The following is a 24,586-nucleotide window of genomic DNA, read 5'->3' as shown; positions in this document are numbered from 1 at the left end:
TTTAAACCTTGGGAGTGGCCTGTTTGCTTTTAGGGCTCAGGAAACCTTCCAGCACGATGAGCGCGGCCCCAATGCAAATGCCGCAGTCGGCGATGTTAAAGGTGGCAAAGTGCCAATTACCGACGTAGAAGTCGATAAAGTCCACCACAAAGCCGTGATAAGCGCGATCGAACAAATTGCCCAGCGCCCCGCCAATGATCAGCGCATAAGCGATATTGGTGAGCTTGTGACGCGCATCGTTGCGGTACATCATCGCCAGCAGCGACACCACAATCGCTACTGCTATGCCCGCAAAGAACCAGCGCTGCCAGCCGCCTTTGTCCGCCAGAAAGCTGAACGCTGCACCGTAGTTGTGCGCATAGAACAGATTCAGGAACGGCATCAGCGGCTGCGTTTCGTGCAGCTGCATATTGTTCATGACCCACTGCTTGCTGGCGAAATCGATGGCGATCACCACCAGCACCAGCCATATCCAGCGCAAGCCGGTTGAAAACAGTTTATTCATCAGGCAAATTTCCGCGTTTCACCGTCGCCGGCGACGTTGGTATAGCACCGTCCACACACCGCTGCGTGCTCCGGGTTCTGCCCCACATCGGTGGTGTAGTGCCAGCAGCGCGGGCACTTCTCACCGGCGGCTTTATGCAGCGCCACTTTCAGCCCTTTCAACAGCTCGCTTTGCTGCGCCTCTTCGCTGGCCAGCGCGTAATCCGCCACGCTGGCGCCGGAAGTCAGCAGAACGAAGCGCAGTTCATCGCCAAGGGCCTGCAGCTTCGCCGCCAGCTCTGCGTCGGCGTAGAGGGTGACGTTGGCCTCAAGTGCACCGCCGATGCGCTTGTCGCTGCGCGCCTGCTCGATCACTTTGTTCACTTCGCCACGCACTTTCAGCAGCGTTTCCCAGTAAGCATCATTCAGCGCTTCGTTGTCGGCAAGACCGAACAGGCCGGTGTACCACTCTTCGGTGAACACATACTTGGCGCGGTCGCCCGGCAGGTAGCCCCAAATTTCATCAGCGGTAAAGGACATGATCGGCGCCATCCAGCGAACCAGCGCTTCTGCAATGTGCCACAGCGCGGTCTGGCAGCTGCGACGCGCCAGGCTATCGCCTTTTGCCGTGTACTGACGATCTTTGATCACATCCAGATAGAACGAGCCCATCTCAATGGAGCAGAAGTGCATCAGGCGCTGCACCACTTCGTGGAAGTCGTAGTGCTCGTAAGAGGTAATGATATCTTGCTGCGCCGCCAGCGCACGCCCGACTGCCCAGCGGTCCACCACCACCATGTCATCCGGCTGAACGCAATCGGTGGCCGGGTTGAAGCCCGCCAGGTTTGCCAGCAAGAAACGCGCGGTGTTGCGGATGCGACGATAGCTGTCCGCTGCGCGTTTGAGAATTTCATCCGACACCGCCATCTCGCCGGAATAGTCAGTTGAGGCCACCCACAGGCGCAGAATGTCGGCGCCCAGTTTGTCCATCACATCCTGCGGTGCCACGGTATTGCCGATGGATTTCGACATTTTGCGGCCCTGACCGTCCACGGTGAAGCCATGGGTCAGTACCTGACGATAAGGCGCTTTGCCCTTCATCGCGGTAGAGATCATCAGCGAGGACATAAACCAGCCGCGGTGCTGATCCGAACCTTCCAGATACATATCCGGCGCGTGCCCGGCAAACTCAGGGCGGGCATCGACCACGGCGTAGCTGGTTGAGCCGGAATCGAACCATACATCAAGCGTATCGGGCACTTTGACATAGCGATCGGCGTCGTCGCCCATCAGATCGCGCGGGTCAAGATCCCACCACGCCTGAATGCCGTCCTGCTCGACGCGCTGCGCGACTTTCTCCATCAGTTCCAGCGTATCGGGATGCAGCTGCTCGGTCTCTTTATGGACGAACAGCGCCATCGGTACGCCCCAGGTACGCTGACGCGAAATGCACCAGTCTGGACGGTTAGCGACCATGGATTCAATGCGCGCCTGGCCCCAGTCTGGGATCCACTGCACGCCTTTGATCTCTTTCAGCGACTGCGCGCGCAGTCCCTTTTGGTCCATGCTGATGAACCACTGTGGCGTGGCACGGAAGATAATTGGCGTCTTGTGGCGCCAGCAGTGCGGATAGCTGTGCAGCAGCTTTTCAACGTGCAGCAGCGCGCCCTTTTCTTTCAGCAGCTCAACGACCTTGTCGTTGGCTTTGAATACGTTTACGCCATCCAGCGTGGGGTACGTCCCCGGCAGGTAAGCGCCGTCTGGCCCCACCGGATTGGCGGTTTCCAGACCGTACTTTTGGCCGATCACATAATCGTCCGGACCGTGGCCAGGCGCCGTGTGCACCGCACCGGTACCGGCATCGAGGGTCACGTGCTCGCCCAACACCACTTTGGACTGAATCTGCTCGAGGAAAGGATGCTGGAACAGCTGCAGCTCAAGCGCTGCGCCTTTGCACTCACCGAGCACGGTCCAGTCGCTAACACCGGCGCGCTTCATCACGCTCTCAACCAGATCTTTCGCGAGGATCACGCTGCGCCCGTCGAGTTGCAGCAGCTGATAGTCAAACTCGGGGTGAAGTGAGATGCCCCGGTTGGCCGGCAGGGTCCACGGCGTGGTGGTCCAGATGACCAGCGCCACCGGCCCTTCTGAGGACGCAACGCCAAATTTCGCGCGCACGGCATCCGCATCCACCGCATTGAACATCACATCAATGGAGGGCGAGGTTTTGTCGTAATATTCAACTTCCGCTTCGGCCAGCGCCGAACGGCAGTCCATGCACCAGTGCACGGGCTTGGCGCCTTTGTGCAGGTGCCCATTGCCAATGATTTTCCCCAGCGCGCGAATGATGTTGGCTTCGGTGGTGAAATCCATGGTGAGGTAGGGACGCTGCCAGTCACCCAGCACGCCCAAGCGGATAAAGTCCTTTTTCTGGCCTTCAACCTGCTCTGCCGCGTAGTTACGGCATGCCTCGCGGAACTCCGCGGCGCTCACTTTCTCGCCGGGCTTACCGATCATCTGCTCAACTTTGTGTTCGATCGGCAAGCCATGGCAGTCCCAACCCGGCACATAAGGCGAGTCAAAGCCCGCCATGCCTTTCGACTTAACGATAATGTCTTTCAGAATTTTATTAACGGAGTGACCAATATGAATGCTGCCGTTCGCATAGGGAGGGCCATCATGCAAAATAAAGGTTTTTTTCCCTTTTTTGGCTTCGCGGATGATGCCGTACAGGTTGTCATCATACCAACGTTGCAGCATTCCCGGTTCGCGTTTGGCCAGGTCGCCACGCATTGGGAACCCCGTTTCCGGCAAATTCAGGGTAGATTTATAGTCACTCATCAGATTATCGGTTCCGTATTTCGGTCATTACACCGGTGTTTTAAGCCCAAAAAATTGGCGGGCCGTTACCACATCTTTCGCAATTTGTTCTTTCAAGGCATCCAGCGACGCAAAACGCTGTTCGTCGCGGATCTTTTGCTTCAGCACCACATCAATGTGGCGCCCGTAGAGATTCATATGTGTGTCGAGCAGGTGGACTTCAAGCTGCTGACGCAAACCTTTCACCGTGGGCCGCGTGCCAATGTTGGCGACGCCAGGAACAGGCGTATCGCCTAGCCCCATGACCTCAACCGCGAAAACGCCTTTAACGGGCGTCACGGTGCGTCGCAGAGGAATATTCGCGGTAGGAAAACCAATGGTGCGCCCCAGGGCATCACCGTGCACCACGCGCCCTGAAATGCTGAACGGATGGCCCAGCAGCGCCTGCGCGTGCGCAAAATCGTCGTTTGCCAGCGCCTGGCGTACCGCCGTGCTGCTGATACGCTTACCACCGTCGCAATACGTTTGGGTGCTGATCACATCAAAGCCGTACTCCGCACCGGCCTTCTGTAATAGCAGGAAATCCCCGATGCGACCAGCGCCGAAGCGGAAATCATCCCCGACGGCCAGGAACTTCACATTGAGTTTCTTCACCAGCAAATCGGAGATAAAACCTTGCGCGGTATAGGCGGCGAAGCGGCGGTCAAAACGCACGCACAGCACCGCATCCACCCCCGCCTGCTCCAGCAGCTTCAGCTTCTCGCGCAAGCGCGTCAGGCGAGCCGGTGCTTTTTCACCGGCGAACAGCTCAAGCGGCTGCGGCTCGAACAACATCACGACCACCGGCAGATTGCGTTTGCGCCCTTCTGCAATCAATTCGGCCATCAGCGCCTGGTGCCCGCGATGTACGCCATCAAAATTACCAATGGTCAAGACGCAGCCACGATGCTGCTCGGTCAAATTATAAATACCGCGGATAAACTTCATGGCTGACTCAAACCGGTGGAAATCGGCGGATTATACCCTCGAATAGACCTGAGGTTAACCCGTCATGGCGTCTTTCCTGCCCCAGACGGGCAGTATTCTACGTCCCAGTCGCCGCCGGGGTCAGTTTGTAAGATTTTTATTGCGAAATACTGTATTCGAATCGGTGTTGCTGGTAGAATCTTGCGCCATCAATTACGTAAGCGGGTGTCGTGGTTAAAACGACGCTTATTTGCACAAATCCATTGACAAAAGAAGGCGCAAAAGGCATAGTCCTCGGCCTTTGATTTGTCCATATAGAACACATTTGGGAGTTGGACCTTGGCTAATATCAAATCAGCTAAGAAACGCGCCGTAACATCTGAGAAACGTCGCAAGCATAACGCGAGCAACCGTTCTATGATGCGTACTTTCATCAAGAAAGTATACGCGGCTATCGCAACCGGCGATAAAGCTGCTGCGCAGAACGCATTCAATGAAATGCAACCAATCGTGGACCGTCAGGCTGCTAAAGGTCTGATCCACAAAAACAAAGCTGCACGCCATAAAGCAAACTTGGTTGCACAGATCAACAAACTGGCTTAATTGCCTGTCTGTTTATCGCTTTGTTAAAAGAACCGGCGCTTAGCCGGTTTTTTTATGGGCGTTGTTCGGGATCGCTATCCCCTCTTCAGCCTAACGTGAAAAAGGAGGCCTTTGCCTCCTTTGTCGTTCTTGCTGGAACGTGAGTATTACCGCAGTTTAATGCGCAACAGCGTATAACCCAGCACGGCTGACAGCAGCGAACCGCTGAGGATCCCCAGCTTGGAGAACGTCACCAGCTGCTCGTGAGCGGCATCAAACGCCAGCGAGCTGATGAAGATCGACATGGTGAAGCCAATACCACACAGCACGCCAATCGCCATAATGTCCCGCAGCGTGGTGCCGCCAGGCAATGCTGCCAGCCTGAGTTTGACCGCCAGCCAGCAAAACAGCGTAATACCGAGCGGTTTACCGATCAGCAGGCCAAGAATAATGCCCAACGGCTCTGGCGATAAGACGTCACCGAAGGTGATGCCACTCAAAGAAATCCCGGCATTGGCAAAGGCGAACAGCGGCAGAATCAGCCAGTTTACCCACGGCATCAAACCGTGCGCCAAATGCTCCGCAGGTGAGTGCCCGTCTTTTTCTTCTAACGGTACGAAGAACCCCACAATCACGCCCGCCAGCGTTGCGTGCACGCCCGATTTCAGCACCGCTGTCCACAGCACTATGCCGACCAACATATACACAGCGATGTTACGTACGCCACAGCGATTCAGTATTGCCAACAGGACAATCGCGCCCGCCGCTACGCTGAGCGAAAGCAGCGACAGATCGCTGGTATAGAACAGCGCAATGATAACGATAGCGCCAAGGTCATCAATGATCGCCAGCGCCATCAGGAACACCTTCAGGGCCGCTGGCACGCGACTTCCGAGCAGCGCGAGTACGCCCAAGGCAAACGCGATATCCGTGGCGGTCGGGATCGCCCAACCGCTGCTGGCGATCGGATCGCCATGATTAAACAGCAGGAAAATCACCGCGGGGGCGGCCATGCCACCGAGCGCCGCAATAACCGGGAAAATGGCGCGATCGCGGCTCGCTAATTCACCGGTGATCAGCTCACGTTTCACTTCCAGACCAATCAGCAAAAAGAACAGCGCCATCATTGCGTCGTTGATCCACAGCAGCAGATTTTTACTGATGTCCAGTGCACCAAAACGGATCTGTACCGGTTCAGCCAACAGCGACTGATAGCCCTGCGCCGTCGTGGCACTGTTAGCCAAAATCATGGCTGCCACGGCCGCCAAAATCAGCACAACGCCGTTGCTGGCATCGCTGGCAATAAAGCTTTTAAGCAGACTCCGAATGTTACGAGGTTTCGTCATTACTCCTCCTGAGCAGAAAATCAAAGAGAGCAGTGTAACGGTACGGGCAGAGGGTGAGTAGCCGTTAATGTCTCGATCACGTCATAAAACGCGGCGCAGGCATCATGCCCGGAAGAGGTGCGGATGCAAATAGAAGTAGAGCATGTACCATGCCGCATACGCCGCCAGCAAAAACAGCGCCAGGGTGGTCACAAAGGCCAGGGTGCTGCCCCACGCTGTACGGCACAGCGGTACACGCCGCGGCACCAGCAGAATTGCTGTTAAGGGCACGATAAACAGAAAGTGGCCGATGAAATCGATCATACCAAAGGGGATCACCGCGCCGATGACAAAGAATGCCATCAGTCCGATTCCGGCATAGCCCGCAGCACGCCCGCTGAAAATGTGCCAGGCGCAGCAGAACTCGACAAAACCGGAAGCGCGGATAAAAAAGTCGGAATTCAATCCCATCGTCAGGTAGGGATAGTCCTTCAAAAGCTGATGAAATAGCGCTGGCTGCATGAATTTTTCAATGGCGCCCCATAAAAAAGAGTAGGCCAGTGTGAATCGCACCACTTCCATCGGCAAACCGCGAACCCGATTGCCGCAGAGCGTTTGTGAAATGAGATGAACGCCGACGCCAATAAACACCAGATAGTCCAGCATATGAAACGTGCCGTAGAGCTGCGTAGCGTAACTGTAGAGAAATAAAATCCCGGCGCCGGCAATTAAACTGGTTCGACGGTGTAAGGCCATCACGGCAATAATCGCATGAACATAGCGCATAGCCGGATTAGGGATCACTAACTCTGGCGTTAAAATAATATGCGGGAACCCGAGCGTGAGCGTGAGGAAAAAAAAGGCGGTGCCGTAACGTAACACCCCAGGCGCAAAGCGTTCTAACCTGATCAGTGCAGGCTGCCAGGCGCTGACATCCACGGGCGAGGGCAATTTTCTGTCGAGTATCGACGTAAAAAAAATCACGCCTGTCGCCAGCATCACCAGCGCCATAAAATCACCCGACTGCACTAAATGGAGCAGCGCCGCCGGGCGATGCTCCATGTTGTAATCCACAAACCATTTCACATGCGCGGCGGCGGCAAACGGCAATGACAGCATTCCCATGGCAAGAAATCGACGAACAAACATAATGCGACAACGCTCCACGCTTTCTCATGATATTTTTATTTATTGACGTCAGCGCGCAAAAAACGCGCAACATACATCCTTCGCTGTCAATATCCAGCAAAGGCGTATTATTCGGCGTCAAAAGAAAAAGTGAAGGCGATTAAAGAAGCATTAATGTTTTAAAGACAGGCGTAAGAAAAAAGCAAAAAAAAGCGGAGAATCAGGCTCTCCGCTTAGCATTAATAACGCACGATTAACGCGTTAGGTCGTCAAAGAATTTCTTCACACCGTCGAAGAAGCTCTTGGATCGAGGGCTGTTTTTCTCACCGCTGGGCCCACCGAAGCTCTCTTCCAGTTCACGCAGCAGCGATTTCTGTTTCTCGCTCAGGCTCACCGGCGTTTCGACCACCACGCGACAGAGCAGGTCGCCCACTGCGCCACCGCGCACGGACTTCACGCCCTTTCCGCGCATGCGGAACAGTTTGCCGGTCTGGGTTTCTGCAGGCACCTTAAGCTTCACACGGCCATCAAGGGTTGGCACTTCAATTTCGCCACCCAATGCAGCCATTGCAAAGTTGATCGGCACTTCACAGTACAGGTTATTGTCCTCACGCTCGAAGATCGGGTGCTTTTTCACCGACACTTGAACATAGAGATCGCCCGCCGGTGCGCCGTGCTCGCCCGCTTCACCCTCACCGCTCAGGCGAATACGATCGCCGGTATCCACGCCCGCCGGGATTTTCACCGACAGCGTTTTCTGACGCTCTACGCGGCCGTGTCCATGACAGGCATTGCACGGATCTTTGATCACCGAGCCACGCCCGTGACAGGTTGGACACGCCTGCTGCACGGTAAAGAACCCCTGCCGCATCTGTACCTGACCCGCACCGTGACAGGTTGGGCACGTTTGCGGCTGCGTGCCTGCTTTCGCCCCGCTGCCGTGGCAAACATCACACTCTTCTAACGTAGGAATGCGGATCTCTTTGGTCACGCCGCGAACCGCTTCTTCCAGCGTTAGCTCCATGTTGTAGCGTAAATCGGCACCGCGGGCAGCGCGCTGACGGCGGCCGCCTCCAAAAATATCGCCGAATACGTCGCCAAAGATATCGCTGAAGTCAGCACCGCCGCCGCCGAAGCCGCCGCCAAACCCACCGCCGCCGCCGCCTTGTTCAAAGGCTGCATGACCGTACTGATCGTAGGCCGCACGCTTTTGCGCATCGGTCAGAATCTCGTAGGCTTCCTTGACCTCTTTGAATTTGGCTTCCGCTTCTTTATCACCGGGATTACGGTCCGGGTGATATTTCATTGCAAGGCGCTTGTAGGCCTTTTTAATTTCGCGCTCATCTGCGGATTTTGAGACGCCTAAGATCTCGTAAAAATCACTCTTAGCCATTTTTCTCTGCCCTTAACATGATCGCACGGGCGTGGAGGAAACTCCTACGCCCGTGCTGGTTTCAACGGCTGTCAGGCCAGCCGTCGCGCCCGGTCAGGGGCAATTATTTTTTATCTTTAACTTCTTCGAATTCAGCGTCGACAACATCGTCCTCTTTCTTCGCAGAAGCGTCACCGGCATCGGCTGCGCCGCCTGCCTGAGCCTGCTGCTGCGCCAGCTCCATCAGTTTGCTTGACACTTCCATCAGCGCCTGCATTTTGGCTTCGATAGCGGCTTTGTCTTCGCCTTTCAGCGCTGTGTTCAGCTCGGTAAGTGCGGCTTCAATCGGTGCTTTATCCTCAGCGGAGAGTTTGTCACCGGCTTCATCCAGCTGCTTACGCGTGCTGTGCGCAATCTGGTCGCCTTGGTTACGCGTCTGCACCAGCTCTTCGAACTTACGGTCAGATTCAGCGTTTGCTTCTGCGTCACGCACCATTTTTTCGATCTCTTCCTCATTCAGGCCTGAAGAAGCTTTGATGGTGATTTTCTGCTCTTTACCGCTGTTCTTGTCTTTCGCAGACACGTGCAGGATACCGTCAGCATCGATATCGAAGGTAACTTCGATCTGCGGCATACCGCGCGGTGCCGGCTGAATACCGTCCAGGTTGAACTGACCCAGCGATTTGTTATCGCCAGCGCGTTTACGTTCACCCTGCAGAACGTGAATGGTCACGGCAGACTGATTGTCTTCAGCCGTTGAGAACACCTGGCTGTGCTTGGTTGGGATGGTGGTGTTCTTGGAAATCAGTGATGTCATGACACCGCCCATGGTTTCGATACCCAGCGACAGCGGGGTAACGTCCAGCAGCAGAACGTCTTTTACATCACCGGCCAACACACCGCCCTGCACCGCAGCGCCCACGGCAACCGCTTCGTCCGGGTTAACGTCTTTACGCGGCTCTTTGCCGAAGAACTCAGACACTTTCGCCTGCACCATTGGCATGCGCGTCTGTCCACCCACCAGAATCACGTCGTTGATGTCAGAAACAGACAGGCCTGCGTCCTGCAGTGCGACTTTCAGCGGCTCAATGGAGCGCGTAACCAGATCCTCAACCAGCGACTCCAGTTTTGCACGGGTCACTTTGATGTTCAGGTGTTTTGGACCGGTAGCGTCTGCTGTGATGTACGGCAGATTAACGTCGGTCTGCTGAGCAGAAGAGAGCTCAATTTTCGCTTTTTCTGCGGCTTCTTTCAGACGCTGCATCGCCAGCGGATCGTTGTGCAGATCGATGCCCTGGTCTTTCTTAAATTCCGCAACCAGATAGTTAATCAGACGGCTGTCGAAGTCTTCACCACCCAAGTGGGTGTCACCGTTGGTCGCCAGTACTTCGAAGGTTTTTTCGCCATCAACATCATCAATTTCGATGATTGAGATATCGAAGGTACCGCCACCCAGGTCATAGACGGCGATGGTGCGGTTGCCCTGACCTTTATCCAGACCGTAAGCCAGCGCGGCGGCGGTCGGTTCGTTGATGATACGCTTAACGTCCAGACCTGCGATACGACCGGCATCTTTGGTTGCCTGACGCTGTGCATCGTTGAAGTAGGCAGGCACGGTAATAACCGCTTCCGTCACCGGCTCACCCAAGTAATCTTCGGCAGTTTTCTTCATTTTTTTCAGCACTTCCGCAGAGATCTGCGGAGGCGCCATTTTCTGGCCTTTCACGTCCAGCCATGCGTCACCGTTGTCTGAGCCGATGATTTTGTAAGGCATGATTTTAATATCACGCTGAACTTCTTCATCCTGGAAACGGCGGCCAATCAGGCGCTTAATCGCGAACAGGGTGTTCTGCGGGTTCGTCACCGCCTGACGTTTAGCCGGTTGACCAACCAGAGTTTCGCCATCTTGCGTGTACGCAATGATTGACGGCGTGGTGCGATCGCCTTCGGCGTTTTCCAGCACGCGTGCTTTACCGCCATCCATGATTGCAACACAAGAGTTGGTTGTACCCAAGTCAATACCAATAATCTTACCCATCTAAACGTCTCCCACGTAAATTCTTTGCCAAGGTTGGTTGTGAAGCAGAAATGCGGTCAATCTGACGCTTTTCAACAGCCTTTGCAGGCTTTTTTTGCTGCCTCACAACGCTCGATGACAACTAGATGGGGCCGCTTCGCAGCGCATCAAGGGTTAAAACTAAAAAAAATTTCAATCTTTTCACGCTAGCGAGAACGAAGCGGCATTCTATACGGTTATGCGGCACCCGCAGCCCGTCAGGATGAGTGCAGCGAGACGTCGTACACGGCTTGCGGCTGGCGGCTATCGCGCCAGAGCACAAGGCCCACCAGCAGGCCCATTGCCGCCAGCGCCAGCACATACCAGGCGGGCGCCATCGGCGTCAGCTGCAGCATGAGCGTGACGGTAATCGGCGTTAGGCCGCCAAAAATGGCGTAGGCGACGTTGTAGGAAAAGGAGATGCCGGTAAACCGCACGGCGGCCGGAAAAGCGCGAACCATCACGCACGGCACCACGCCGACCACCCCGACGCATAACCCCGCGAGGGCATACCCGATAACGATCTCGCTGGTTGAGCCATCGAGCTGATGGAAAAAACGCCAGCTGAAAAACGCCAGCGGCACCGCGCCGCCCATTAGCACCCGCGCCGCGCCAACGCGATCCACCAACCAGCCTGCGCCCACGCAGCCAATCAGCAGCATCACGGTAGCCACACTGTTCGCCTGCAGGCTGATCGCGGCGGAAATGCCGTGCTGTTTTTGCATCAACGTGGGTGCCATTAAGATCACAACCACAATGCAGGCTGACAGTAGCCACGTCAGGAGCATCGACACCGCAATGGCGCGCTTGTGGTTGGCAAGAATCGTCCGTAACGGCATCTTGCCGGACAGCGCTTTGTGCTGCTGCATCTGCTGAAAAACGGGCGTTTCATGTAACCAGCGGCGCAGATACATGGCGAACAAGCCAAATACGCCGCCAAGGAAAAACGGAATACGCCAGCCGTAATCGCGGATGGCCGCCGGTGAAAGCGTGGTGTTCAACACCGTTGCCACCAGCGATCCCAGTAAAATCCCTGCGGTTAGACCTGCGGTGAGCGTGCCGCAGGCGAAGCCCACACGCTTGTGCGGGACGTGTTCGGCCACAAAGACCCACGCGCCCGGCACTTCCCCCCCAATCGCCGCCCCTTGCAGAACGCGCAGCAGCAGCATTAACAGCGGCGCGGCGATCCCCAACGTGGCATAGGTGGGCAGCATGCCCATTGCCAGCGTGGGTAAAGCCATAAGCAGAATGCTCAAGCTGAACATCTTTTTGCGGCCGACTTTGTCGCCAAAATGCGCCATCACGATGCCGCCAAGCGGCCGTGCCAAATACCCTGCCGCGAAGATGCCGAATGTTTGTACCTGACGCAGCCACTCGGGCATCTCCGCCGGGAAAAACAGCTCACCTATTGCTGCTGCAAAAAAAACGAAAATAATGAAGTCATAAAACTCCAGCGCGCCCCCCAGGGCGGCCAGAGAAAGGGTTTTATAATCTTGTCGCGTGAGGCGAGAGGCGGGCTGTGCGTCCATCATGAGGCAATATCCGGCGGCAAAAGGTACGGTTGTAAAGTTTGAATTACTATACCGTCAATAATTTGCCACACCAGCAGGGCTGGATTTTATGCCTGAAGTGTCAATTTTCAGGAGTTTGTCTCACGCCGCGCGCTTTTCGGGCGAAATGCTGCTACGACACTGCTGTGCGTCTCAATATACGGGCCTTCCAGCAGCTGAATACAATAAGGCACCGCGGCAAAAATTCCCGGCACGCTGACGGAGCCGTCTGCGTGCTTCACCCCTTCAAGCGTCTCTTTAATCGATTTGGGCTGCCCCGGCAGGTTTAGCACCAGCGACTGTTTGCGAATCACCCCGACCTGGCGCGATAGAATCGCCGTTGGCACAAACTGCAGGCTGATTTGACGCATCTGTTCACCGAAACCGGGCATTTCACGATCGGCGACCGCCAGCGTGGCATCCGGCGTCACATCGCGGCGCGCGGGGCCGGTGCCGCCGGTGGTGAGCACGAGGTGGCAAAACCGCTCATCCACCAGCTCACAAATGGCCTGCTCGATCAGCGGCTGTTCGTCGGGCACTAACCGGGTTTCAATCGAGAAGGGGGTGGCAAGCGCCGTGGTCAACCACGCTTCCAGCGCCGGAATGCCTAAATCCTGATAAAGGCCGTTGGCCGCACGATCCGAGACCGAAATAAGTCCAATACGCAAAGTATCCATGAAATTGTCACTGTGATTGCAGGCTATAAAGCGGGAATGCAAAAAGGATAATACAAACTGAGAGGGAAAAGTGAAACGCGTGGCAACGGGTGTCGCCACGCGGGGTGTGATTACAGCAACTCGGCAATCATCTTCTCAAGTTTGCCCTGGTCAACGGCAAAGTTACGAATGCCTTCGGCCAGTTTGGTCACGGCCATGGGATCCTGATTATGCTGCCACAGGAACTCGGCTTCCGTCATTTTTGCGGGGCGCGCTTTCACGTCACCGCTGTAGCTCAGCTTGCGCTCAACGCTGCCTTCGCTCTCCGCCAGCTCTTTCAGCAGCGCAGGTGAAATGGTCAGGCGATCGCAGCCCGCCAGCTCAATGATTTCGCCCACGTTACGGAAGCTTGCGCCCATGACCACGGTTTCATAACCGTGCTGCTTGTAGTAGTTGTAGATTTCAGACACGGAAACCACGCCTGGATCTTCGTGCGCCGCATACTCTTTTTTGTCGGTGTTCTGCTTGTACCAGTCCAGAATACGGCCAACAAACGGCGAAATCAGGAACACGCCCGCTTCAGCACACGCACGCGCCTGCGCGAAGGAGAACAGCAGCGTCAGGTTACAGTTGATGCCCTCTTTTTCCAGCTGTTCGGCGGCACGGATGCCCTGCCACGTGGAAGCCAGCTTGATCAAGATACGGTCATTGCTGATACCCGCATCGTTGTACAGTTTAATCAGGCTACGCGCTTTCGCGATGCTGGCTTCGGTGTCGTAAGAGAGACGCGCGTCGACTTCGGTAGAGATGCGGCCCGGGATCAGCTTAAGAATTTCCAGACCAATATTGACGGCGAGCTTGTCTGACACCAGAGCCAGCTGCTCTTCCTTGTTGCTGCTCTGCTGACGCGCCCACGTAATCGCTTCGTCGATCAGCTTACGGTATTCAGGAATTTGGGCAGCGTTGAGGATCAGAGAAGGGTTAGTGGTAGCATCTTGCGGCTGATAGAGTTTCATTGCCGCGATATCACCGGTGTCGGCAACCACGGTAGTCAGCTGACGCAAGGAAGTAAGTTTGTCCGTCATGGTTCTCTTTTCTCTTAAGTTGACTGTCAGGGTAAAAAAGGCTGGAGCGATAATATCACGCAGCCTCCGCTGCGCAACATCACCGGATGCGCTTAACGATAGCGCTAACAAATGGCAGTGATTTGCCGAAGCGTGCCGCTTTTTTGCTACACTCAGCGCGAAAATTTACGCCCTATTGCCCGTTTGAACGGGTGGCTCAACGAGGACCTAAAACGATGCTGATGGTTATTTCGCCCGCCAAGACGCTGGACTACGAAAGCCCGCTGGCAACTCAGCGCTTCACGCAGCCCGAACTGTTAGACCAGTCACAGAAGTTGATTGATGTGGCACGCGATCTGTCACCGGCGCAAATTGCCTCGCTCATGAGCATCAGCGATAAACTCGCCCACCTGAACGCCGAGCGGTTCAATCAATGGCAGCCGCCCTTCTCGCTCGACAATGCGCGTCAGGCGATTTTGGCCTTTAAAGGTGACGTGTATACCGGTCTGCAGGCCGAAACGCTGGATGAGGCCGATTTCGACTATGCGCAACAGCATTTGCGCATGCTCTCCGGTCTGTACGGCCTGCTGCGCCCGCTGGATTTAATGCAGCCTTATCGTCTTGAAATGGGCACCAAACTCACTCACCCGGCGGGTAAAGACCTCTACAGTTTCTGGGGCGATCTCCTCACCGAGAAACTCAACGAGGCGCTCGCGGAGCAAGGCGATGACGTCCTCATCAATCTGGCGTCGGATGAATATTTTAAGGCTATCAAGCCCAAGAAATTGCGCGGGGAGATCGTGAAGCCGGTGTTTCTTGACGAGAAAAACGGCACGTTCAAAGTGATCAGCTTTTACGCGAAAAAAGCGCGCGGTTTGATGAGTCGCTACGTGATTCAGCATCGCCTGCGCGATCCCGAGCAGCTTAAACGCTTCGACAGTGACGGCTACGTGTTCGCTGCCGCGGAAAGCAAAGGCAACGAGCTGGTGTTTAAACGTCGCGAGCAGAAGTAATGCGGGCCGCCCAGGGCGGCCCGTTTTTTTCCCGTTTACTTCAGCAGGAACTGACGCAGCGCGGCGAAATCCGCCGGCATAGTATGCGAAAGCAGCGGCAGTTCGGCCCGCTCAGCCAGTGCCGTCGGCAGCGGCAGCGTCTGTCCCAGAATTGACTCCACGCTCTCTTTAAACTTCGCCGGATGCGCAGTGCCCAGGAACAGACCGTACTCGCCGTCCTGCAGCTGATCGCGCAGCAGTCGGTAGGCGATCGCGGCATGCGGTTCCGATACGTAACCGATCTCTGCGAGTTCACGCATCGTGGACTCGGTGGTGGTATCCGACACTGCGCCATAAGCGAGGTCTGTCAGACGCCAGGTTTTACGGCGGAACAGCTCTTCCACGCGCGGCCAGTTGTTGGGCTGGCTTACGTCCATAGCATTCGATAACGTCGCCACGGTGAGGTTAGGCTGCCACTCTCCTTTTTCCAGGAAGCGCGGCACCGTATCGTTGGCATTGGTGGCCGCGATAAAACGTTTTACCGGCAGCCCCAGTGACTTAGCCAGCAGACCCGCCGTCAAATCGCCAAAGTTACCGCTGGGTACGGAGATCACCAGCTGATTACGTTTTTCCTGCGGCAGCTGAGCCACCGCTTCGAAGTAGTAGCAGATCTGTGCCAGTAAACGGCTAATGTTGATAGAGTTCGCCGAGTTCAGACCAATTTTTTTCTTCAGGTCTTCGTCGTCAAACGCCTGCTTTACCAGCGCCTGACAGGCATCAAAATCGCCGTCAATGGCCAGCGTTTCAATGTTGCCGCCCAAGGTGCAGAACAGCTTTTCCTGCAGCGGGCTGATTTTGCCCTGCGGATAGAGAATCACCACGCGCACGTTTTCCATGCCGTAGAAGGCGTGGGCAACCGCCGCACCGGTGTCACCTGAGGTCGCGGTGAGAATCGTGACCTGCTCATCGGCCCCCGATACGTACGCCAGCATTTGCGCCATAAAGCGCCCGCCAAAATCCTTAAACGCCAGCGTAGGCCCGTGGAACAGCTCCAGACAGGCCACATCCGCGCTCACGGACTGCACCGGCGCCGGGAAGGCAAACGCATTTTTTACCCGCTCATTTAGCTGATGCGGCGCGATTTCGTCGCCAATATATGCCGAGAGGATTTTGCTGCTGCGCGTGACAAAATCCATCTCCAGCATGGCGTCGATTTCAGTGAGTTCAAACTCAGGCAGTTCCAGCGGAAAAAACAGTCCCTGCTGCGAGCCAAGGCCCTGCTTGACCGCCTGCGCGAAGCTGACCTGTTCGTTGTGATCCTTGAGGTTGTAGAGTTTCATGCGTTATCCCAATTTACGTGCGCCAGCCGTGTCAAGACGGCAAATGTGGACGAAACCTTCATCGTTCTGCAGATAGTGCTGGCTCAGCCAGTCTGCCATCCGCTGTGCCGTTGCCATTTCATTGCACACGGCGAAAAGCGTGGGGCCGGAGCCCGAAATACCGCAGGCCAGTGCGCCAATATCCACCGCCGCCTGCCGGGCTTCAGCAAAGCCTGGCAGCAGTTTTGTCCGGTAGGGTTCGGCGATCACATCTTGCATCAGTTTAGCGGCCAGCTGCGGCTGGCGCGTGTGGCAGGCGTGTATGAAGCCCGCCAGTAAACGACCATGTTTGATCGCATCCTGCTTGCGGTACTGCGCTGGCAAAATAGCGCGCGCTTCCGCGGTGGACACCTTAATGCCCGGATAAGCCATCACCCACAGCCACTCATCAAAGCAAGGCACATGCTGGCTGATGATGCCATTTTCTTCAATCATCAACTGCACGCCCCCCAGGAAGCAGGGAGCCACGTTATCGTAATGCACGCTGCCGGAAATTCGCCCTTCCAGTTCCCCCATCAGCGCCAGCAATTCGGTGTCGCTGAGCGGCTTGCCACAAAATTCGTTCATGGCCATTAAGCCGGCGACAACCGAGCAGGCGCTGGAGCCGAGACCGGAGCCAATCGGCATATTTTTTTCCAGCGTCATTGCCACGGGTACCGACTTACCGATCGCCTGGCAGAAGCGCTCCCAGCACTGATAGACAATGTTTTCCTGCGGGTCAGTCGGCAGCTTGCTCACAAAGCGCCCTTTGTTTTGCAGGCTAAAGCTATCGGCGGCTTCCACCGAGACGCAATCGCCCAGCAGTGAACCGTCTATCGGCGAAACCGCCGCCCCCAGCACATCAAATCCAACGCTGACGTTGCCAATGGAGGCTGGCGCATAAATTTTTACCATCATTAAACTCCCAACTTCCATGACAGCGTGCGCAGCAGATCGGCAAATACGCCTGCCGCCGTCACATCATTTCCCGCGCCGTACCCACGCAGCACCAGCGGAATAGGCTGATAATAACGGCTGTAAAACGCCAGCGCATTCTCGCCGTTTTTCACTTTGTAGAGCGGATCGTTGCCGTCCACCGCCGCGATGCTTACTTTGCAGACGCCACCCTCTTCGATCGCGCCCACGAAGCGCAATACTTTACCTTGGTCCCGCGCACTGGCAACGCGCGTTGCCATCGCATCATCCAGCTCAGGCAAGCGGGCCATAAATTGCTCAACGTCATCGATCGCCGTCAGGCTTTCCGGCAGCAGAGGCTCAATGTCAATGTCGGCCATTTCAAGCTGATATCCCGCTTCACGCGCCAGAATCAACAGCTTGCGTGCCACATCGGTGCCAGCCAGATCCTCGCGCGGATCCGGTTCGGTAAAGCCCATATCGCGCGCCATGCGGGTGGCTTCTGATAGAGAGACGCCTTCGTCGAGCTTGCCAAAAATAAAGGAGAGCGAGCCGGAAAGGATGCCGGAGAATTTGATCAGCTCATCACCCGCATTCAGCAAATTTTGCAGGTTTTCAATCACCGGCAAACCGGCGCCGACGTTGGTGTCATAAAGGAATTTACGGCGCGATTTCACCGCGGCTGCACGCATCTGCTGATAATAGTTCCACGACGAGGTGTTGGCCTTCTTATTGGGCGTCACGACATGGAAGCCTTCGGCGAGAAAATCGGCATACTGGTCAGCCACAGCCTGGCTGGAGGTACAGTCTACGATCACCGGATTGAGCAAATGGTACTCTTTCACCAGGCGGATCAGCCGCCCAAGATTAAACGGCTCTTTTGCCTCGCCCAGCGCAGCTTTCCACTGATTAAGATCGATGCCGTGTACGTTGGTCAACAGCGCGCGCGAATTGGCGATACCGCACACGCGGAGATCGATATGCTTCTCTTTTAGCCACGCCTGCTGGCGATGAAGCTGATCCAGCAGTGCGCCGCCCACGCCGCCCACGCCTACCACAAATACCTCAATCACCTGGTCGGTGGCGAACAGCATCTGGTGCACCACGCGTACCCCAGTGGTGGCGTCATCGTTGCTCACCACCACTGAAATGGAACGCTCAGACGAGCCTTGCGCAATGGCGACAATATTGATGTTGGCGCGTGCCAGCGCCGAGAAGAATTTGGCTGAAATGCCGCGCAGAGTCCGCATGCCATCGCCCACGACGGAGATCACCGCCAGCTGCTCCAGCACATCCAGCGGATCAAGCAGGCCATCTTTCAGTTCAAGATAGAACTCTTCCTCGAGCACGCGGCGCGCGCGCGCCTGATCGCTCTGCGGTACGCAAAAGCTGATGCTGTATTCGGACGAGGATTGCGTGATCAATACCACGGAAATACCGCTGCGTGACATGGCGGCAAACACCCGCGCCGCCATCCCCACCATGCCTTTCATGCCAGGGCCGGAGACGTTAAACATCGCCATGTTATTAAGGTTAGTGATGCCTTTTACCGGATTTTCGTCGGGTTCGCCTTCGCCACCGATCAGCGTGCCGGGCGCCTGCGGGTTAGCGGTGTTTTTGATAAGGCAAGGAATTTGAAATTGGGCAATCGGAGAAATAGTACGGGGATGCAGCACTTTGGCGCCGAAGTAGGAGAGCTCCATCGCTTCCTGATAAGACATCGACTTCAGCAGCCGCGCGTCGGGTACTTGACGCGGATCGCAGGTGTAAACCCCGTCCACATCGGTCCAGATTTCACAGCAGTCCGCGCGCAAACACGCCGCCAGCACGGCAGCGGAGTAGTCGGAGCCGTTGCGGCCCAGCACCACCAGCTCGCCTTTTTCATTGCCGGCGGTAAAGCCCGCCATGAGAATCATATGATCGCCGGGAATTTGGCTGGCCGCAATGCGACGCGTAGACTCCGCAATATCCACAGTGGATTCCAGGTAATGACCAATCGCCAGCAGTTTCTCAACCGGATCAATCACTGTGACCTTGTGGCCGCGCGCCTGCAGCAGCGCATCCATGATCGCAATAGAGAGTTTTTCGCCGCGGCAGATGATACCGGCGTTGACCGCATCCGGGCACTGTCCCAGCAGGCTGATACCGTGCAACACCTGTTTAAGATGCGCAAATTCCAACGCCACGCGGGTCTTCATCCCGTCAAAATCGAAACCAGGCTGTGCGTCTTTCAGCCCTTGCAGCAGTTCGGCAAAAATACGCTCGGCATCGCTGATGTTTGGCAACGCATCCTGACCGCTGATGGTTTTTTCAATCATCGCCACCAAATGATTGGTGATTTTCGCTGGCGCAGAGAGCACGGTGGCAACCTGTCCCTGTTGCGCATTGCTTTCCAGAATATCCGCTACGCGGAGAAATCGTTCCGCATTAGCGACCGAGGTTCCACCGAATTTCAGCACTCGCATAATTAAAGCTCTCCTGAATTTTTGCCGAAAAAAAAGCCCGCACTGTCAAGGTGCGGGCTTTTTTCTTTGTTTTTCCTGTATGCGTCAGCCCGCACCGTTACCTGGGGTAATGGTGGTGGTAATAATAATTGTGTTGTTCAGGCTGTGTTTACGCATTGAGATTTTTTCTGTCTGTCTTTGTCTTGTCCGTCTGCTTTCCAGAAGTAAAGCAAAGCGCACGTTAAGTCAACGAATTTGTCCAGCGCAACCGCAAGCGGCGGCTGCGTGGTGCTGCGCTTCACATCTGAAAATCATATTGGGATCGTTCAACACCACGCCATAATGAACGATCAGTCACTACAAATCCGGCTATTTGCCGATTATTTATCTATAAGTTTTTTTTCTATGTCATGCAGCAATCGGTGCAACATGGCGCTGTCGCGCTGTTCCAACAGGCCAATGCGTTGATTGATCCAGTCTGCCATTTTGGCGTCGTCGCTGACCTCAAGTTTAATTAACAGCTGGTGCAAACGCTCGCGTAGCGCCTGAAGCTGATGCGCATTCGCCGTGTCCTGTCCCGCAGCAACCACCTGATTCAACGCCGAAAGCTGGTAGCAATACACCATGACCGCCTGCCCCAAATTCAGCGAGGGATAGTCGTTCGCCATAGGGATCCCGGTGAGCAAATCCACCTGCTCCAGCTCCTCATTGGTTAACCCGCTGTCTTCGCGACCAAATACCAGTGCGATGCGCCCAAGCCACTGGCGCTTTTCCTGCAAAATGGTTTCAACCTGCTGCGGCGTGGCGTAGTAGCGAAACTTCGCGCGGCTGCGCGCGGTGGTGGCGACGGAAAAATCGACGTCTGCCAGCGCCTGCTGCAGCGTGTCATAGGTTTTTACGCTGTCCAGAATCTCACCCGCGCCGTGCGCCACGCGCCGGGCTGCGGGGTCTTGCCAGGCATCGCTGGCGACGATGCGCAGTTCGCTAAATCCCATGGTTTTCATGGCGCGCGCCGCAGCGCCAATATTTTCAGGTCGGGCGGGTGAAACGAGAATCAAAGGAAAATGCATGTTTATTCCATCGAACGATTAACATCACGCGTATGTTGACATGCGCCCTTCAAAATACCAACCATTGCCGCCTCGTGATGGCAAGCTTGATCGTGTTAAAGGTGTTAAATAGCCGTCATCACGCTTAATGTTTTATATAAGGGAAATTTTGGCGCCTATTTAATTTAAAATCATTAAATTTCATAGTGATAAAATATCTTTATGCGACGATAGATAACGCGCTAACCTGCAGCATAAATGTAGCAAAAATGCTGCTTTATGTGAGCTAAGCTGGCAATCCTGGACAAGTTTTTAATAAAAAGGTTAACGTGCTACAATTGCATTTGATATAAGTCAACGAAGCGTTGTTTTTGTGCTTCTCGGTTGTTGTTGGTGCTGTTAGGTTGCTGTTAATACGGTTAGGATAAATGCCAGTCCGATATCCACAGGGCATACAAATATTCATCCTGCCTGGCTGAGCGAACACTGACGTTGACGTAGATGGATAGTGTATTCCTAAAAATATTTCGTGCATCGGTGCGCAGTCATCGCATTTTGGCGAAAAAATCCGCAACCGGCGCACGCCCTGTTTTCGATTTGTTGGCAAATTTTAGGTAGCGAAACATGCAGACCCCGCACATTCTTATCGTTGAAGACGAACTGGTCACGCGCAATACCCTCAAAAGTATTTTTGAAGCAGAGGGTTATGTGGTCTATGAGGCCACCGACGGTGCCGAAATGCATCAGGTATTGACAGAAAACGACGTCAACCTGGTGATCATGGATATCAACCTGCCAGGGAAAAATGGTTTGTTGCTGGCGCGTGAACTGCGCGAACAGGCGAACGTGGCGCTGATGTTTCTGACCGGACGCGATAACGAAGTGGATAAGATCCTCGGCCTGGAAATTGGGGCGGATGATTACATCACCAAGCCTTTCAATCCTCGCGAGCTGACGATCCGTGCGCGCAATCTCCTGTCACGCACCATGAATCTGGCGATGCCTACCGAAGAACGCCGCCAGGTTGAGCGCTATCGCTTCAACGGCTGGGAGTTGGACATCAATAGCCGCTCGCTGATCAGTCCGCAAGGCGATCAGTACAAGCTGCCGCGCAGTGAATTTCGCGCCATGCTCCACTTTTGTGAAAATCCCGGCAAAATTCAGACCCGTGCCGACCTGCTGAAGAAGATGACCGGCCGCGAACTGAAACCCCACGATCGCACCGTGGATGTGACCATTCGCCGCATCCGCAAACATTTCGAGTCCACCCCCGACACGCCGGAAATTATTGCCACCATTCATGGCGAAGGCTACCGTTTTTGCGGCGATCTCGCCGACTAAGCTTCGGTTGTGATAGGAAAGAAAAGGAGAGCCTGGCGTGCTCTCCTTTTTACATTGTGCGTCGCGGGCTTTTACACGCAAAAAACCGGGACACTGTCCCGGTTTGGTCTTCGTGGCGCAATCGGCCACCGTGATAAATTGAACTCAGGCCTCTTAAGAATTTTTCTCTTTATAACGTGATAGCGTCGTGTCATTACTCAAACGGCAGCAGGCTGCCGTTACGGCGTAGCAGGCGCGGTGTTCCACGGCATGATCGGCACCGCGCTCAGCGCGTTTTTCGGTGAGCCGTTGACCACTTTGTCGGAGTAGCTCAGGTAAACCAGCGCGTGGCGTTTCTGGTCGAAGAAACGCACTACCTGTAATTTTTTAAACACCAGCGAAGTGCGTTTACGGAATACCACCTCCCCCTGCGCCTTGCCTTGTGCAATTTTATCGCTAAGCTCTACGGGCCCCACCTGCTGGCAGGAAATGGCGGCGTCGGACGTATCTTCCGCTAGCCCCAATCCACCTTTGATCCCACCGGTTTTTGCTCGGCTGATGTAGCAGGTGACATTTTTGACGTCGGGATCGTCAAACGCTTCCACCACGATCTTGTGGTCAGGACCGAATATTTTGAATACCGTATCCACCGAACCGATCTCTTCAGCCTGCGCGCTGGCGCAGAAGGTGAAAGTTGCGAGCGTGATTATAAGAATGCGAGCTATTGTCATCGAGTTACCATTGCCAATTGAATAGATGAGAATGTAATGTATTGTCTATCAAATCAGGCACGCAACCTGACGTGACAGACCCTACCTTGATTAGCATAGCCGATGCCGTACCGCTCCCACGATTTTGTGCATTAAGTGCTATTATTCGACGACGCCGTCGTTGCGCCACCAGAGAGTTATGAGGATGTTTTATGGACCAAGCCGGTATCATTCGCGATTTGCTTGTCTGGCTGGAGAGCCATCTGGATCAGCCGCTTTCATTAGATAACGTTGCGCTGAAAGCAGGCTACTCCAAATGGCATTTGCAGCGTATGTTCAAAGAAGTGACAAGCCATGCGATCGGCGCCTATATTCGCGCCCGTCGGCTCTCAAAAGCGGCCGTCGCGCTGCGTCTGACCAGCCGCCCCATTCTCGATATTGCCCTGCAATACCGGTTTGACTCGCAGCAGACGTTTACCCGCGCGTTTAAAAAACAGTTTAATCAAACGCCCGCGTGGTATCGCCGCGCATCAGAATGGAACTCCTACGGGATCCGTCCGCCGATCCGCCTTGACGATCAGCCGCTGCCGCAGGCCGAGTTTGTTACGCTGCCTGAAACCGTGCTGGTAGGGCAAACGCAAAGCTATACCTGCACGCTGGAACAGATTTCGCGCTACCGCGACGAGATGCGCCTGCACTTCTGGAAGCAGTTCCTGCTGGAGACCGATACCGTACCGCCGGTGCTCTATGGCCTGCACCAGGTGCGCCCCAGTCAGGAAAAAGAGGATGAGCAGGAGATTCTCTATACCACGGCGGTGCCTGCCGATCAGCTGGCGAAAAGCATGCAGTCGAATCAAAGCGTGATTTTAGAAGCGGGCGAGTACGTGCAGTTTACTTACAACGGTCCGCGTAGCGCACTGCAGGACTTTATCCTGCTGCTCTACGGCACCTGTATGCCCACGCTGGGTCTGGTGCGACGCCAGGGCCAGGATATTGAGCGGTTCTACACGCACGGCGGCAAGAAGCGCAGCGAACCGCCGACGGAAATTCGCTGTGAATACCTGATTCCGATTCGCCCGGTGTAATCCGCACGAATAAAAATGCCGTCAGCAAGACGGCATTTTTTTTAGCGGTTTAGCGCTGCAACTCATCCAGCGCTGGCGCATCAAGGTGCGAGATATCCCCGGCCATTTCAACGATCCAGCCCGGTGCCAGCCAGGCGCTCTGTTGATAATCCACGCGCGACAGCGAGCAGTTACGCAAACGCAGGCGACGCTCAGCGTGTGCCGGCAGTCCCAGTAGGGTGCTGACCAGCGCGCCCAGCGCCATGCCGTGACTCACCAGCAGCGGACGGCTTCCTTCTGGCAGCGCCAGCAGCGCGTTCAGCGCGGCGTGCATGCGCGTCGCCAGCTCTTGCATGGATTCGCCGCCGGGGATACGCCCCCCTTCGGTGCCATCCACCAGCGCTTTACGCCAGCTCTCCTCTTCCGCGGTCAGTTTATCGAGCTCGCGCTGCTCCAGGCAGCCCATATCGAGTTCGCGCAGCCGCGCATCCAGCGTCACCTCGCAGCCACAGGCATCGGCGATGATTTCCGCCGTGCGGCGCGTGCGTCCCAAATCGCTGGCAATCACGTGGGTGATGCCCAGCGATTTAACCCGCTCGCCCACCTGATGGGCTTGCTGCTCACCTTTTTCCGTCAGCGGACTGTCGGACTGCCCCTGAATGCGTCGGGCCGCATTCCAAACCGTTTCACCGTGACGAACAAGATAGACCTGTAGCATGCTGAGTTTCCGTT

21 protein-coding genes and 1 other annotated feature are annotated in these 24,586 nt (G+C 55.4%); of the genes, 4 read left to right on the top strand and 17 right to left on the bottom strand.

What is annotated here, in order from left to right:
- Nucleotide 1 precedes the first annotated feature (1 nt).
- The 3 genes from lspA to ribF are packed head-to-tail and all read right to left on the bottom strand — an operon-like array spanning nt 2 to nt 4,290.
- Complete coding sequence (gene lspA, locus LU196_RS10690) at nt 2–505, bottom strand: signal peptidase II (RefSeq protein ID WP_232759264.1); 504 nt, start codon at nt 503–505, stop codon at nt 2–4.
- Nucleotides 505–3,324 carry an isoleucine--tRNA ligase gene (gene ileS / locus LU196_RS10685; RefSeq protein WP_232759263.1) on the bottom strand — a complete coding sequence of 940 codons (2,820 nt, stop codon included), beginning with the start codon at nt 3,322–3,324 and terminating at the stop codon, nt 505–507. Before ileS ends, lspA begins: the two co-directional genes overlap by 1 nt.
- A gap of 27 nt (nt 3,325–3,351) precedes the next feature.
- Entirely contained in the window at nt 3,352–4,290 is a 939-nt protein-coding gene (gene ribF, locus LU196_RS10680; protein ID WP_232759262.1) for a bifunctional riboflavin kinase/FAD synthetase, read from the bottom strand.
- Nucleotides 4,291–4,608: 318 nt separating this feature from the next.
- On the opposite strand from ribF, the gene rpsT reads away from it, so the two are divergent.
- Nucleotides 4,609–4,872, top strand: a complete 264-nt coding sequence (rpsT, locus tag LU196_RS10675; protein WP_039382484.1) for a 30S ribosomal protein S20 — start codon at nt 4,609–4,611, stop codon at nt 4,870–4,872.
- A 146-nt stretch (nt 4,873–5,018) separates the two neighbouring features.
- On the opposite strand, the gene nhaA is transcribed toward rpsT, so the two are convergent.
- From nhaA to tal, 7 genes are all read right to left on the bottom strand, one after another.
- Nucleotides 5,019–6,197, bottom strand: a complete 1,179-nt coding sequence (nhaA, locus tag LU196_RS10670; protein WP_232759261.1) for a Na+/H+ antiporter NhaA — start codon at nt 6,195–6,197, stop codon at nt 5,019–5,021.
- Nucleotides 6,198–6,299: 102 nt separating this feature from the next.
- A complete protein-coding gene (locus LU196_RS10665; protein WP_232759260.1) occupies nt 6,300–7,325 on the bottom strand; it encodes a MauE/DoxX family redox-associated membrane protein in 1,026 nt (341 codons plus the stop codon).
- Nucleotides 7,326–7,557: 232 nt separating this feature from the next.
- Entirely contained in the window at nt 7,558–8,697 is a 1,140-nt protein-coding gene (gene dnaJ / locus LU196_RS10660; protein WP_232759259.1) for a molecular chaperone DnaJ, read from the bottom strand.
- Between the two features lie 103 nt (nt 8,698–8,800).
- Nucleotides 8,801–10,714: a molecular chaperone DnaK gene (gene dnaK, locus LU196_RS10655; protein ID WP_232759258.1), complete on the bottom strand. Its 1,914-nt coding sequence runs from the start codon at nt 10,712–10,714 to the stop codon at nt 8,801–8,803.
- Nucleotides 10,715–10,950: 236 nt separating this feature from the next.
- Entirely contained in the window at nt 10,951–12,261 is a 1,311-nt protein-coding gene (locus LU196_RS10650; RefSeq protein WP_232759403.1) for an MFS transporter, read from the bottom strand.
- A 110-nt stretch (nt 12,262–12,371) separates the two neighbouring features.
- A complete protein-coding gene (gene mog / locus LU196_RS10645; protein WP_232759257.1) occupies nt 12,372–12,959 on the bottom strand; it encodes a molybdopterin adenylyltransferase in 588 nt (195 codons plus the stop codon).
- A 110-nt stretch (nt 12,960–13,069) separates the two neighbouring features.
- Nucleotides 13,070–14,023, bottom strand: coding sequence for a transaldolase (tal, locus tag LU196_RS10640; protein ID WP_232759256.1), 954 nt, complete (start codon nt 14,021–14,023; stop codon nt 13,070–13,072).
- Nucleotides 14,024–14,238: 215 nt separating this feature from the next.
- On the opposite strand from tal, the gene yaaA reads away from it, so the two are divergent.
- A complete protein-coding gene (gene yaaA / locus LU196_RS10635) occupies nt 14,239–15,015 on the top strand; it encodes a peroxide stress protein YaaA (protein ID WP_232759255.1) in 777 nt (258 codons plus the stop codon).
- 35 nt (nt 15,016–15,050) lie between these two features.
- Here the strand turns inward: yaaA and thrC are convergent, their stop codons facing one another.
- From thrC to LU196_RS10615, 5 genes are all read right to left on the bottom strand, one after another.
- Nucleotides 15,051–16,334, bottom strand: coding sequence for a threonine synthase (gene thrC, locus LU196_RS10630; protein WP_232759254.1), 1,284 nt, complete (start codon nt 16,332–16,334; stop codon nt 15,051–15,053).
- 3 nt (nt 16,335–16,337) lie between these two features.
- Complete coding sequence (gene thrB / locus LU196_RS10625; RefSeq protein WP_232759402.1) at nt 16,338–17,267, bottom strand: homoserine kinase; 930 nt, start codon at nt 17,265–17,267, stop codon at nt 16,338–16,340.
- A 2-nt stretch (nt 17,268–17,269) separates the two neighbouring features.
- A complete protein-coding gene (gene thrA, locus LU196_RS10620) occupies nt 17,270–19,732 on the bottom strand; it encodes a bifunctional aspartate kinase/homoserine dehydrogenase I (RefSeq protein WP_232759253.1) in 2,463 nt (820 codons plus the stop codon).
- Nucleotides 19,733–19,758: 26 nt separating this feature from the next.
- Nucleotides 19,759–19,881 (bottom strand) — a sequence feature (Thr leader region).
- A complete protein-coding gene (thrL, locus tag LU196_RS20415) occupies nt 19,817–19,888 on the bottom strand; it encodes a thr operon leader peptide (protein ID WP_370640985.1) in 72 nt (23 codons plus the stop codon). Its footprint overlaps the feature before it by 65 nt.
- A 203-nt stretch (nt 19,889–20,091) precedes the next feature.
- Complete coding sequence (locus LU196_RS10615; RefSeq protein WP_232759252.1) at nt 20,092–20,781, bottom strand: tRNA/rRNA methyltransferase; 690 nt, start codon at nt 20,779–20,781, stop codon at nt 20,092–20,094.
- A 603-nt stretch (nt 20,782–21,384) separates the two neighbouring features.
- On the opposite strand from LU196_RS10615, the gene arcA reads away from it, so the two are divergent.
- Nucleotides 21,385–22,101 (top strand): two-component system response regulator ArcA, encoded by a 717-nt coding sequence (gene arcA, locus LU196_RS10610; RefSeq protein WP_232759251.1) that lies wholly within the window; start codon nt 21,385–21,387, stop codon nt 22,099–22,101.
- Between the two features lie 218 nt (nt 22,102–22,319).
- Here the strand turns inward: arcA and creA are convergent, their stop codons facing one another.
- Nucleotides 22,320–22,811, bottom strand: a complete 492-nt coding sequence (gene creA / locus LU196_RS10605) for a protein CreA (protein ID WP_232759250.1) — start codon at nt 22,809–22,811, stop codon at nt 22,320–22,322.
- Between the two features lie 191 nt (nt 22,812–23,002).
- On the opposite strand from creA, the gene robA reads away from it, so the two are divergent.
- Nucleotides 23,003–23,875: an MDR efflux pump AcrAB transcriptional activator RobA gene (gene robA, locus LU196_RS10600; RefSeq protein WP_232759249.1), complete on the top strand. Its 873-nt coding sequence runs from the start codon at nt 23,003–23,005 to the stop codon at nt 23,873–23,875.
- Nucleotides 23,876–23,924: 49 nt separating this feature from the next.
- Here the strand turns inward: robA and gpmB are convergent, their stop codons facing one another.
- Nucleotides 23,925–24,572 (bottom strand): 2,3-diphosphoglycerate-dependent phosphoglycerate mutase GpmB, encoded by a 648-nt coding sequence (gpmB, locus tag LU196_RS10595; protein ID WP_232759248.1) that lies wholly within the window; start codon nt 24,570–24,572, stop codon nt 23,925–23,927.
- Nucleotides 24,573–24,586: the final 14 nt, after the last annotated feature.

Origin of the sequence: Pantoea sp. Mb-10, from assembly GCF_021272205.1 — a bacterium.
GTDB lineage: Bacteria > Pseudomonadota > Gammaproteobacteria > Enterobacterales > Enterobacteriaceae > Pantoea.
This window is presented reverse-complemented; position numbering and strand designations above follow the sequence as displayed.

What these genes read in the sequence shown, in the direction of transcription:
- lspA (WP_232759264.1), bottom strand. Translation starts at nt 505, where the DNA reads ATGAATAAACTGTTTTCAACCGGCTTGCGCTGGATATGGCTGGTGCTG.
- ileS (WP_232759263.1), bottom strand. Translation starts at nt 3,324, where the DNA reads ATGAGTGACTATAAATCTACCCTGAATTTGCCGGAAACGGGGTTCCCA.
- ribF (WP_232759262.1), bottom strand. Translation starts at nt 4,290, where the DNA reads ATGAAGTTTATCCGCGGTATTTATAATTTGACCGAGCAGCATCGTGGC.
- nhaA (WP_232759261.1), bottom strand. Translation starts at nt 6,197, where the DNA reads ATGACGAAACCTCGTAACATTCGGAGTCTGCTTAAAAGCTTTATTGCC.
- LU196_RS10665 (WP_232759260.1), bottom strand. Translation starts at nt 7,325, where the DNA reads ATGTTTGTTCGTCGATTTCTTGCCATGGGAATGCTGTCATTGCCGTTT.
- dnaJ (WP_232759259.1), bottom strand. Translation starts at nt 8,697, where the DNA reads ATGGCTAAGAGTGATTTTTACGAGATCTTAGGCGTCTCAAAATCCGCA.
- dnaK (WP_232759258.1), bottom strand. Translation starts at nt 10,714, where the DNA reads ATGGGTAAGATTATTGGTATTGACTTGGGTACAACCAACTCTTGTGTT.
- LU196_RS10650 (WP_232759403.1), bottom strand. Translation starts at nt 12,261, where the DNA reads ATGGACGCACAGCCCGCCTCTCGCCTCACGCGACAAGATTATAAAACC.
- mog (WP_232759257.1), bottom strand. Translation starts at nt 12,959, where the DNA reads ATGGATACTTTGCGTATTGGACTTATTTCGGTCTCGGATCGTGCGGCC.
- tal (WP_232759256.1), bottom strand. Translation starts at nt 14,023, where the DNA reads ATGACGGACAAACTTACTTCCTTGCGTCAGCTGACTACCGTGGTTGCC.
- yaaA (WP_232759255.1), top strand. Translation starts at nt 14,239, where the DNA reads ATGCTGATGGTTATTTCGCCCGCCAAGACGCTGGACTACGAAAGCCCG.
- thrC (WP_232759254.1), bottom strand. Translation starts at nt 16,334, where the DNA reads ATGAAACTCTACAACCTCAAGGATCACAACGAACAGGTCAGCTTCGCG.
- thrB (WP_232759402.1), bottom strand. Translation starts at nt 17,267, where the DNA reads ATGGTAAAAATTTATGCGCCAGCCTCCATTGGCAACGTCAGCGTTGGA.
- thrA (WP_232759253.1), bottom strand. Translation starts at nt 19,732, where the DNA reads ATGCGAGTGCTGAAATTCGGTGGAACCTCGGTCGCTAATGCGGAACGA.
- LU196_RS10615 (WP_232759252.1), bottom strand. Translation starts at nt 20,781, where the DNA reads ATGCATTTTCCTTTGATTCTCGTTTCACCCGCCCGACCTGAAAATATT.
- arcA (WP_232759251.1), top strand. Translation starts at nt 21,385, where the DNA reads ATGCAGACCCCGCACATTCTTATCGTTGAAGACGAACTGGTCACGCGC.
- creA (WP_232759250.1), bottom strand. Translation starts at nt 22,811, where the DNA reads ATGACAATAGCTCGCATTCTTATAATCACGCTCGCAACTTTCACCTTC.
- robA (WP_232759249.1), top strand. Translation starts at nt 23,003, where the DNA reads ATGGACCAAGCCGGTATCATTCGCGATTTGCTTGTCTGGCTGGAGAGC.
- gpmB (WP_232759248.1), bottom strand. Translation starts at nt 24,572, where the DNA reads ATGCTACAGGTCTATCTTGTTCGTCACGGTGAAACGGTTTGGAATGCG.